Here is a 10,622-nt window from a genome sequence, read left to right as displayed (position 1 = left end):
TCCAACCCACCGGACAGCCTGTTCATTGGATCGCCCCGGCGCAACAATAAGGGTATGGCTGCGGAAAATTTCAGCGGACCCATTCCCTTGGTGGTGGGGGTTCTCCCCGACCAGCATGTGGAGGTCCTCCAGACCGCCCGGACGTTGGCCGAGCGGCTCGGCGTGCCGTTGGTGTGCGCCTATGTGGACGAGGCCAGCTACCTCGTGGAGTGGGACCCGTCCCGGGAGGCACACCGGATGTCGCTGCATCCCGAAAAGGACGACGCCGACGTCGAAGCTGTCCGGGACGACCTCGGCAAGGTGATTGCGGAAGCCATGGATGGTGGAACGGCTGAGTGGACCTTGCGATTGCTGGCGGGAGATCCGGCACGGGCGTTGGGCCGGCTCGCCTCGGATATCAACGCTTCGATGATCATTGTGGGCACGCCGGAGCCCGGATTGGGGCACCGGATTTCCGAGGCTCTCAATGGATCGGTGGCTGCGTGGTTGAGCCATCATCAACGCAGGCCGGTCCTGATTGTGCCCCAAAAAAAGCGTCCTGAAGCTGCTCATCGAAACTAAAGCGAAAGTACTTATTCCAGGTGGTGGCGAAGGGGTTCCACGCAACGTAGAGTGATTACTGCAGGGTAGCGAAAGCCCCTGCTCAAAGACCGCTCCGGAGTGCGTATCCCCCAATAACGCACTCCGGAGCTCTTTTGTTTAACCCCGGACGCTCTCCCACATCCCACGCCCTCCCAGCGATCCCTCTCCCACATCCCACGGAGACGGAACGACGGCGGCGCTCGGGTGAGTGCCGTCGTCGAGCCTTGGAAGGGCGGTCTTCAAGGAGTGGCTGGCTTCATGCCCGTACCTTCACCACCCACTTTGGGTCTCCAGGCAGAGCAACACGCCACAAAGGAAGGCGTGTCAGACGGAACCAACACCCAAAGAAGGTCAGGAAGGCACACGCCGAACCACCACAGACGCAGGGACGGCCGGGACGCGCTGGCGCTTGGCGTACACTCTGGCCCGTTGGCTGGATAACGCCAGCAGGACGAGGATGTCAGAGGCCAGGCCGGAGAGGCCCGCTTCGAGGGTGAGGTTGGCGGTCCCGGTGGAGTAGTCAACGGCCTGCACCAGGATCGAAATGGAGCTCAGGGCCATGGCAATCACCCTGGCTCCGTTGCTGCCCAGGAGGATCCGCCACGCCAGGAAAACCTCGCCGAGCCCGAAGAGCAGGACGATGACCGCCATGGTGACGATCACCGTCGTCGTGGTTTCCGCATCCAGTGGGACATCCTCAAGGCCGATGTCGCCGCCAGAGGCCAGGAGCGTCATGGCCAGGGTGAATGCCGCAATGGCGCGGATGGCAACGAGGACAGCACCTGTCACTATGGGCGCCGGCCGCCGGTCGCGGCTGTCGGTCCGGCCGGGTGGCTGATCCGAGGGAACCCGCACGCGGCGGGCGTCGATGATCGGCAAGTCGCCGTCTGTGGAAATGGAGTCTCCGCCGCCGTTGCGCGTGTGATAGCCCGTGGAGAAGTCCTTGATGATGTGCACGGAGACGGCAGGTTCGGCAGCCGAAACAGTGGAAACGATGTGGTCCCGCTCCACGTCCGTGTTCTGCTCAATCTTGTGGGTGATCTGCAGGGTGAAGAGGGAGAAGCCGACGCTGCGGTCATACGTTCCGGCAGCGAGCCAATCCACCTGATGCCCGCCCGGGAGGAGCCACCCCTCGGGGCATCGCCAGAAACGCACATGGTGGCGTTTGCCCGGAGTGTTGTTCACTTCCTGTTGGTAGGCGAAATCTTGTTGCCGGTCGAACAGGTACAGCGGGCTGACCGGCGCCTCCGTGTAACTTTGCCGGAAAATGGTGGAACTGACGATGCGGCGGCTGCTGGCGAAGGTGACGTCGTCGGCCATGGTCCAGCCGGCGGTCCTCATGATCGCGTGGACCTGGGGTTCGGCTCCCTGCAAAGCGACGTTGACGGGGTCACCCAACAGTCCGTCGCTGGTCCGGGCCCGGCCGATGAAGTAGCCCGGAACGTAGATGGTGGTCAGGATGCGGTGCAGCCGGGGCAACAGCAGGTACGCAAGGAACGCCCAGAACACCACGGAGAACCACAACTGCCCCCAGCCCAGATGGAAACTCTCCCCCCCCCAGCAGGAAGGCCAGCCATACCGTGGCGGCGCCGCCGAGGACGAAGAACCCGTGATCGAGCCGGCTGTCCGTCACATCCTGCTGCGAGTTATCCATGAAGCTCCCCCTGTGGCCCCTTAAGCTTCGGGCCTCGGGTGGCCGTTGTACAGGCCTAGGTCAGCAGTTTCGGGACGTTGAGTTGGCCGTTGTCGATGAGCCATCGCACGGATTCGAGCACGGCTTGCTCGGGTTCATAATGCGGGGCATAGCCGATCAGGGACGTCGCCTTGTGGATGCTCATGCAGTGATTGCGGGAGAGGTGGGCCCAACTGATGTCGGCAGATTCCTCGGTGGTGCTCCGGCGGAACTCCTCCCAGCTCACGGTTTCCATACGGGGTTCCTGCCCGAACCAGGAAGCAGCGATGCTCACGTAACCCCGCACGGTCAGGGCAGTGGGGGCAACAATGTTGAAATCCTCCCCGGCTGCCGCGTCCTGCTCCAGGATGGCTTTCTCGAAAGCCTGCGCCACGTCGTCGGCGTGCACGTGGTGCATCACCTCCGTCCCGCTGCCCGGAACCCGGAGCGGCAGGCCGGCGGCGATCGTTTCCCACACGCCGGGATCCAGGTTGCCCAAGGGCCCGATCGGCTGCCAACCCGGCCCCACAATATGCCCCGGGTGAATCGATGTTGTGGCCAACCCGCCTGAGGCGGTCTCTTCCTTGAGCATGCGGGCGATGTCACGCTTCTGGATCCCGTACTCATCAATCGGCTCCGCAGCGGAGGGTTCCGGGGCGGAATCAGCCCCTTCAACAAGAGGCAACTTCAAGCTGACGCCGTATCGCCAGATGGAGCCGCAATGCAGCAGGTGGCCTGTTTCGCCGCGAAGGCGCTCTACCAGCGCAGTGGCTGATTCGAGCGTGAAGCAAATGAGGTCAATCACGACGTCGGCACCCAGCTTCGCTACCCGGTCACCAAAGCTGCCGTCCCGGTCCTCCTGCTGCCGGTCCGCTGAAACCATGCGGACCTGCTGCCACTCGGGCACGTCGGTGTAGGACTTGCCCGTCCCGCGGCTGATGGCGATGACCTCATGCCCGGCACGAACGAGCCTTGGAACAAGGAAGGACCCGATATGGCCGCTGCCGCCGATCACAACGATTTTCATAGCTCTCCGATCTCCACGAGCCCACGGTACTGGCTGGTGAGGATGGATCGGTAGGCCCGACGTCGGCACTCACCCAGGTGCCGCCGTCGGGCTTCCCTGCAGTTGACCCCAAAGTACTGAACGTCAAGCCGCCGGATAATAACGAGACTTACTTGTTCCCGGGTTCGACAAACAGCAGGCCAACGTGACTAGCATGAATAGTCCGGGCAAGCCCGGGTACGTGACCTCTTGAACGACCCCCTCGGACGGTCGGCGTTGACGCGGCGACCACGTAAAGGAGCAAACTGTGCGGGAGCCTGCAGTCAGCGAGAGCGTGTCAGAAACAAGCGGAACTCCGGAAGATCATTCGGAGGAAACGCCACAGATAACGCCCGATGAAAGCGTGAGCGAACCGGCGGAAATCACCTTTGACGAGCAGTTTTATCCGGCCCGCCCCAAGGCGCTTCGGCCGATTGCCCGGAGGCGGCAGTTCTTCGCGGCCCGCCCTTCCTTGGAATTCGATGGACTGAACTCCACCTACGTGGATTGGCTCCGGAACCAGTCCATGCTGGGCGATGCCAACACCTTGGCGCGGCAGCTTTCCGGCCAGGCGAGCATGTGGCAGAACTCGTACGCCAGGCCCAACCCCAGATCAGCAGTAGAGCGTGCGCCCGTGTGGTTCACGGCCTACCCGCTGTCCTTCATCACCAAAGACGGCCAGTCCTTCCTTTCGGCGCTGGGTGACCCCGCACTCTGGGACGCGTTCAGCGAGATCGGCATCCGCGGGTTGCACACCGGCCCTGTGAAGCTGGCCGGCGGTATTCGCGGCTGGTCCCAGACGCCAAGTGTGGACGGGCACTTTGACCGGATCAGCATGGCGATCGACCCCGCGTTCGGCACGGAAGAAGAATTCCGCCAAATGTGCGAGGTTGCCAACGACCACGGCGGCACCATCATTGATGACATTGTCCCCGGACACACCGGCAAGGGTGCGGACTTCCGGCTGGCTGAGATGAACTTCCGGGACTACCCCGGGATTTATCACATGGTGGACATCCCCGAAGAGGATTGGCACCTGCTCCCGGACGTTCCCGAGGGCGCCGATTCGGTCAACATCAGCCCTGCGGCCGAGGAGGCCCTGCAAAAGGCGGGCTACATCATCGGGCGGCTGCAGCGGGTTATTTTTTACGAGCCCGGTGTGAAGGAAACCAACTGGAGCGCCACCAAGCCCATTGTTGACACCACCGGCAAAACCCGCCGCTGGGTCTACCTCCACTACTTCAAGTCGGGCCAGCCGTCCATCAACTGGCTGGACCCGACTTTCGCCGGCATGCGCCTGGTGGTTGGTGATGCCCTGCATTCATTGCTGGACCTCGGCACCGGTGCACTGCGGCTCGATGCCAACGGATTCCTCGGCGTGGAAAAGAGTGCGGAAGAAGAACCGGGCTGGTCCGAGGGCCACCCGTTGTCCGAGGCGGCAAACCAGCTGATCGGCTCCATGATCCGCAAGGTGGGCGGGTTCTCCTTCCAGGAGCTCAACCTCACCATCGACGACATCAAAGCCCAGTCGGAATCCGGCCCCGACCTCTCCTACGACTTCATTACGCGGCCGGCCTACCACTACGCCTTCGTCACCGGCGACACCGAGTTCCTGCGCCTGACCCTTCGCCTGTCCATGGAGATCGGGGTGGACCAGGCTTCCTTGGTCCACGCCCTCCAGAACCACGACGAACTGACGTACGAGCTGCTGCACTTCGCCGCCGGGCACAGGGACGACATTTTTGAGCTTGGCGGTGAAGAACTGACCGGGGCCGAAGTTGCCGAGAAGGTCCAGGAAACCTTGCGGGAACGCCTCACGGGCGAGAACGGCCCGTACAACGCGCTGTTCACCACCAACGGCATCGCCTGCACCACGGTCAGCTTCATCATGGCCTCGCTGGGTATCACGGACCAGGATGCCATCACCCCGGAGCAGGAAACCCAGGTCCTGGATGCCCACGTGCTGTTGTCCATGTACAACGCGCTGCAGCCGGGCGTCTTCGCGCTTTCCGGCTGGGACCTCACCGGCATCACGGCCCTGGACCGCGAGACCGTCAAGGAGCTCACCTCGCAGGGTGATACCCGCTGGATCAACCGCGGTGCCCACGACCTCATGGGCACCAGCCCCGAAGCGAAGACCTCCCTGGCCGGCATGGCCAGGGCCCGCAGCCTCTACGGCTCGTTGCCCGAGCAGCTCAAGGATTCAGCCTCCTACGCACGCCGCCTCCAGCAGATCCTCACGGTGCGGGAGGAATCGGGCATTGCCACCAGCACCTTGTTGGACGTGCCGGACGTTTCCAACCGGGGATTGCTGGTGATGGTCAACCAGCTCGCCGACGGAGCACTGCAAGTAACGGTCCTGAACTTCTCGGACCAGGACATCGCGGGCAGCATCCAGTCCTCACATCTGGTGCCCGGAGCCACCGTGCATGACTTGTTCAGCGGCGAGGACGTCGGCCAGGTGGATGATCTGTGCAGCTTCTTCCTCGAACTCCGGCCGTTCCAAGGCACGGCGCTGTTGCTGAAGGACCCGGTTGTGGAGGAAGAGTCCGCCGAATAGAACGCACGACGTCGGCACTCACGGTGAGTGCCGACGTCGCGTTTTGGTGTTATTCAGGCTGCATCGAAACCGGGGCATCCCGCCAGGACTGAACCAGGAAACCGTCGCCCGATGGGAGGCACTCGTTGGGCGGCAGGCCCTCGGGAGTGCCACCGCCGCCGAACGAGAATTCATCGCCGATGTTGAACGCCACGCCGTCGGGCAGCACAACCCCCTCGTCACTGACTTTGGTGCCGAAGGGGAAGATCAGTCCATAGAATTTTCCGTCCCCTGGGTTGCTGACTATGCAGCCGCCGCTGCTCAGGCCGAGTGTTCCCATGTGGAGGGCCTCCATGATGAGGTTCACTCCTTGATCAGTGGAGACAGCAGCCTTTCTGCCATTGCTTCCGGTGACAATCTCATTGGCTCCTGTTGCACCCTTTGCTGTGAAAACCGGAGGGAGTGGCGGACCGGAAGAACCTACCTCCGGCACAGTGCCGGGTTGCGTTGCCGCCGGCGCAGCTTGCTCGGTGGGGGGAGCCGGCATGGAGGACGTCAGGACGACACCCACAACAACTGCTGCTGCCGCTGCCGCCAATCCTGCACCGGCCAGCATCCGGAGGCGGCGTACATGGGGCGGCCGCCGGTGGGAATTTTCTACGGAGCCACCGACGGAAAGCTGCTCTGCATCGGTAGCCGTAACCGCCAGGCTCTTCTCCCGGCTGCGGGCCAGTTCATCTTCTGTGACCTTCATGGCGGGATCGGCCGCGGTCAGGCGATCCAGGGTGGATGTTTGGTGGTTACGCATTGCTGGGATCCTCCGTGATGTGGTCTGTCCGAAGCAGTTTGCTGAGCTCTTTCCGCGCCCGGTGAAGGCGCATTCTGACAGCTGTGGCGGTGACATCGAGCAGGTCGGAAACCTCGGCGGAACTGAAGCCGTCCCAGTACGTCAGGAGAAGGACCTCCCGTTCCTCGGGCTTGAGCCGATCCAGCGCTTCCATCACCTGGCCGTCGTCGGGTCCCAACTCAGCGGTCCGCTCCCGCTCCAACTGCTGCGTGAGGTTCAGGGAGCGGGCGGTAGAACGGTAGTGATTGCGGAGGACGTTGCGGGCGATGCCAAACACCACAAGCACCGAGAGTTCCTGGTCCTGTCGGGACTTTTCCCACGCAATCCGGAAGACATCGGCTGTGAGGTCCTCGGCCGTGGATGCACCATCGGTTCGACGCCGGAAATAGCGGTACACCTTGTCGTGGGACGCCGCGTGTGCCGCCAGGAAATGCTTTTGCCTGGCCGACTCCACACGGTCCCCCTGATCCGTTTGCAAGCTCATACCCCGTTAATGTCCGGCAATCAGAAAAATGTAACCGATTCCCGGAAAAAGCCCCGCGAGTTAGTCCCCGACGGCGTCGCGGCCGCGGCGGAGGATCAGGGGGTCGGCGTCGTAGACCACCGAGGTGTCCTTGTCCTCATAGTCGAACTGGTTCAGGAAGTACCGCATGGCGTTGATGCGGGCGCGCTTCTTGTCGTTGGACTTGATGGTGATCCACGGCGCGTGATCGGAGTCCGTGTGCAGGAATGTCTGTTCCTTGGCATCGGTGTATTCCTCCCAGCGGTCCAGTGACGCGAGGTCCATGGGAGAGAGCTTCCAGCGGCGTACGGGATCGATCTGGCGGATGGCAAAGCGAGTGCGCTGTTCCTGCCGGGTGACGGAGAACCAGAACTTGGTTACGTGGATGCCGGCGTCAACCAGCATCTTTTCGAAGACCGGCGCCTGCCCCATGAAGGTGCGATATTCGTCCTCGGTGCAGAAACCCATGACTTTTTCCACGTTGGCCCGGTTGTACCAGGATCGGTCGAACATGACGATCTCGCCGGCCGTGGGAAGGTGCTGGATATAGCGCTGGAAGTACCACTGGCCCTGCTCGCGGTCCGAAGGCTTGGCGAGCGCCACAGTCCGGGCGGAACGAGGGTCCAGATGCTCCGTGAAGCGCTTGATGGTTCCGCCTTTGCCGGCGGCGTCCCTGCCCTCGAAGACAATCACATGCTTCAGACCGCGGTCCTGGCCCCAGTACTGAAATTTCAGCAGCTCGATCTGGAGGCGGTATTTTTCGATCTCGTATTCGTCGCGGGTCATCCGCTGTTCGTAGGGATAATCCTCGTTCCACGTCTCCACTGCGGATCCACCGGGATCAATCAGGTCCGGGTCTTCCCCTTGCCCGCCACTGATGGTGTAACCCAGTTCCACCAGGTGATCGATGGTCTCCCGCAGGTTGTCCCTGACCCACCAATCGTCCAGTGATGTGGATAGTGGATTTGCCTCCGTCATGCGGTCCTCCTGGTCAGCTGTGTGGTGCCCGGCAGCCTAACAATGGTTGGTGACGGGAACATGAACAGGCCTGCCGCCCATCAGCCGTGGTTGCGGCGCGACTCTGCCTTGGTGAAAAGCAGCCAGATCAACCAGACACCCACAAGGATGGCGGCACCCGGAAGCATCTCCTGGACGGTGGGGGCATCGCCTGCCGGAAGGAGGAGGAATCCCATCCACAGGGCAATTGCCACTACAACCGTGCTCAGGACCTGGGGAACAATCTCCAGCGTCCTGCCGCGGACAAGCTTGACTGCAAGTTCCAGGACCATGATCAGCACAATGGCCGCGCCCATTCCCAAGGGGTAGGCACTGAAACCGGGGACGAAGTCCTGCCCGGAGGCCCAGATCATGAACACCATCAGCCCGGCAAGGAGTGCCAGTGAGGTGACGAGCGCTGCGCTGATCCTCAGGCCAGGCAACGGCCGCTGCCGGTCATGCCGTTTCCGTGGAATGTAGTCCCAGGCGCCGCGGGTGAATCGGGAACCGACCCATCCGGCAGCCACCACCAGGACCAGCGGAACCAGCACGGGTGTGACGTAGTTGTTGCTGACGGCCCAAAAGAAGGCCAGAAGCGCCGTGTAGACCTGGGGTGTGGCGAAGACTCCCAACCACCAGCCCAGCAGGAACTCCTTGCGGGCTGCCGGCAAGTCGAGGGGATGGACCAGAAAGTGGGTTTGCGGGTCCGGTAGCTGGACCTTCTCTTCGATCGGATTCACTGTGTCCTCCAAGGGACCTGCTCAATGTAGGGCGGACGAAGACCTGCCCGTGCGATTTCGTATACCTTCTGGCGCGCCACTCCCAGCTCTCCGGCCACCGTGACGGCACTGTATTCGTCCAGGAGTTCGGCAACAGCCGCTGACCTCACCCCGGACGCCCTGGAATTCAAATGTGCGGCAAATGCACTGACTTCCGCAGAGAGCAGGGCGACGGCCAAAGGCCCTCCGAATGCTTCGGCCCAGCCAGGACTGCCCTTTGTGGCTGCAGCGTACAGGGCATCTCCACCATCGTTCAGGACGGCGCGGACCTGCTCCGGGGTGATACCGCGTTCTGCAAACCTCTTGGCTGCGGCCTCGCGGGAGCCGTCGTCGGCTGCACGATGGGTAAGCACCTGCTGCCACTGGGAATCAGCGGCTTGCCACGACGCACTGTCACCCCGGGGTTGACTGATCATGCCTCCATGGTGCCCCTACTGCACCACCCCGTCAACCCCTGGGTGACAAATTACTGACCAGAGGCGGCAGGCTCAATCCAGTAGCGACGGAAGGGCTGGCCTTCCCCATCCAAGCGAACGTCTTCAAGCTGGCCGCCATTACGCTCGATGGTCCTGGCGGACGCTGCATTACTGTCATCGCACGTCAGGAGCACGCGATCAGGCCCTCCTCCTGCGGCCAAACTGGAGCACATTTCCCGCAGCGCCCACGTTGCCACGCCACGGCCGCGGGCGGAAGGGCGGACACCGTACCCAATGTGCCCGCCTGAGTTCAGCAGCGCTGGAGTCAGGTGATGACGGAAGGCGATGGCCCCCACATACCGGGAGCCCTCGGTTATCCAGCGATAAGTGCAGGGGACAATGCCGTTCACTTCTTCGGCATGCTCAGAAGCAAGCAACCTATCCACCCATGCAGTGAAACCCTCGGCCGTACTGATGTCATCGCCGGCAAACAGCCCGGCACCGTCCTGGTGCGTCCCGCCCCATTCGCGGTGGGACTCGATGAATGACTCGTAGAAGGATACGTCCGGGGCAACAAGCGTCAGCATCCCCCGACCCTACCTCAGCGGATTGGGCAATTTCCGCCCCTGAACCGCAGCGTGTGTCTTCTGCAGAGCCGAGACTGATGCCTCGTAGGAATGCTGGGCCACGCCGACGAAGAGGCAGTCCACCACCATCATCTGGGCGATGCGGCTGCCCATGGCCCCGGACCTGAAGGGGGTCTCACGTGCGGCGGTGTTAAGCACAATGTCAGCCGCCCGCCCCAGTGCCGAATCGGCATGGTTGGTCACCGCAATAGTGGTTGCCCCGGCCGCCTTCGCCGCCTTGAGGAAGTCGACCGTGTCCACGGTGGTGCCCGAGTGGGAGACGGCGACAGCAACGCCGTCGTGATCCAGGAGCGCCGCAGAGGCCAGCGCCGCATGCGGGTCAGACCAAGCAAAGGACGTCCGGCCGATCCTGTGCAGCTTCTGCTGCAGGTCCTGGCCCACCAGGCCTCCCGCACCAACACCGAAGATGTCGGTCTTCCGCGCGGCGGAAATGGCCTCCACGGCCCGGGCAAGATGGTCGACGTCGAGCACTTGGGCTGTATCTGCGATGGACATGGTCTCGTTGAACGCGATTTTGGAAACAATGTCAGCCAGCGAATCGGAGGTATTGATGTCTTCGTAGACCCCCGCCGGCACGCTGTTGGCGAGGCTTTCGCG

At 62.7% G+C, this 10,622-nt stretch carries 11 protein-coding genes; 2 read left to right on the top strand and 9 right to left on the bottom strand.

The window, feature by feature from the left end:
• Positions 1–54 precede the first annotated feature (54 nt).
• Positions 55–561, top strand: a complete 507-nt coding sequence (locus HP499_RS15040; protein WP_172324988.1) for a universal stress protein — start codon at positions 55–57, stop codon at positions 559–561.
• A gap of 372 nt (positions 562–933) precedes the next feature.
• Here the strand turns inward: HP499_RS15040 and HP499_RS15035 are convergent, their stop codons facing one another.
• Entirely contained in the window at positions 934–2,094 is a 1,161-nt protein-coding gene (locus HP499_RS15035; RefSeq protein ID WP_309138397.1) for an LssY C-terminal domain-containing protein, read from the bottom strand.
• Positions 2,095–2,291: 197 nt separating this feature from the next.
• Positions 2,292–3,281, bottom strand: coding sequence for an NAD(P)-dependent oxidoreductase (locus HP499_RS15030; protein WP_172324986.1), 990 nt, complete (start codon positions 3,279–3,281; stop codon positions 2,292–2,294).
• Between the two features lie 382 nt (positions 3,282–3,663).
• Here HP499_RS15030 and treS point away from each other — a divergent pair, with 382 nt between their 5' ends.
• Positions 3,664–5,859, top strand: a complete 2,196-nt coding sequence (gene treS, locus HP499_RS15025) for a maltose alpha-D-glucosyltransferase (protein WP_309138396.1) — start codon at positions 3,664–3,666, stop codon at positions 5,857–5,859.
• Positions 5,860–5,908: 49 nt separating this feature from the next.
• On the opposite strand, the gene HP499_RS15020 is transcribed toward treS, so the two are convergent.
• The 7 genes from HP499_RS15020 to HP499_RS14990 all read right to left on the bottom strand — a co-directional run.
• Positions 5,909–6,646 (bottom strand): hypothetical protein, encoded by a 738-nt coding sequence (locus tag HP499_RS15020; RefSeq protein WP_172324982.1) that lies wholly within the window; start codon positions 6,644–6,646, stop codon positions 5,909–5,911.
• Positions 6,639–7,169 (bottom strand): RNA polymerase sigma factor, encoded by a 531-nt coding sequence (locus HP499_RS15015; protein WP_172324980.1) that lies wholly within the window; start codon positions 7,167–7,169, stop codon positions 6,639–6,641. The genes HP499_RS15020 and HP499_RS15015 overlap by 8 nt, the downstream gene beginning before the upstream one ends.
• Positions 7,170–7,229: 60 nt before the next feature.
• Positions 7,230–8,165 carry a polyphosphate kinase 2 gene (gene ppk2, locus HP499_RS15010; RefSeq protein WP_172324978.1) on the bottom strand — a complete coding sequence of 312 codons (936 nt, stop codon included), beginning with the start codon at positions 8,163–8,165 and terminating at the stop codon, positions 7,230–7,232.
• An 80-nt stretch (positions 8,166–8,245) separates the two neighbouring features.
• Positions 8,246–8,923, bottom strand: coding sequence for a hypothetical protein (locus HP499_RS15005; RefSeq protein ID WP_172324976.1), 678 nt, complete (start codon positions 8,921–8,923; stop codon positions 8,246–8,248).
• On the bottom strand, positions 8,920–9,378 hold the full coding sequence (locus HP499_RS15000) for a hypothetical protein (protein WP_172324974.1): 459 nt from the start codon (positions 9,376–9,378) through the stop codon (positions 8,920–8,922). The genes HP499_RS15005 and HP499_RS15000 overlap by 4 nt, the downstream gene beginning before the upstream one ends.
• A gap of 50 nt (positions 9,379–9,428) precedes the next feature.
• Positions 9,429–9,965 carry a GNAT family N-acetyltransferase gene (locus HP499_RS14995; RefSeq protein ID WP_172324972.1) on the bottom strand — a complete coding sequence of 179 codons (537 nt, stop codon included), beginning with the start codon at positions 9,963–9,965 and terminating at the stop codon, positions 9,429–9,431.
• Positions 9,966–9,974: 9 nt separating this feature from the next.
• A partial coding sequence (locus tag HP499_RS14990; protein WP_172324970.1) for a MurR/RpiR family transcriptional regulator occupies positions 9,975–10,622 on the bottom strand: 648 nt, incomplete at its 5' end.

The sequence above is a fragment of the Paenarthrobacter sp. CM16 genome, from assembly GCF_013179505.1.
Taxonomy (GTDB): Bacteria; Actinomycetota; Actinomycetes; order Actinomycetales; family Micrococcaceae; genus Arthrobacter.
This window is presented reverse-complemented; position numbering and strand designations above follow the sequence as displayed.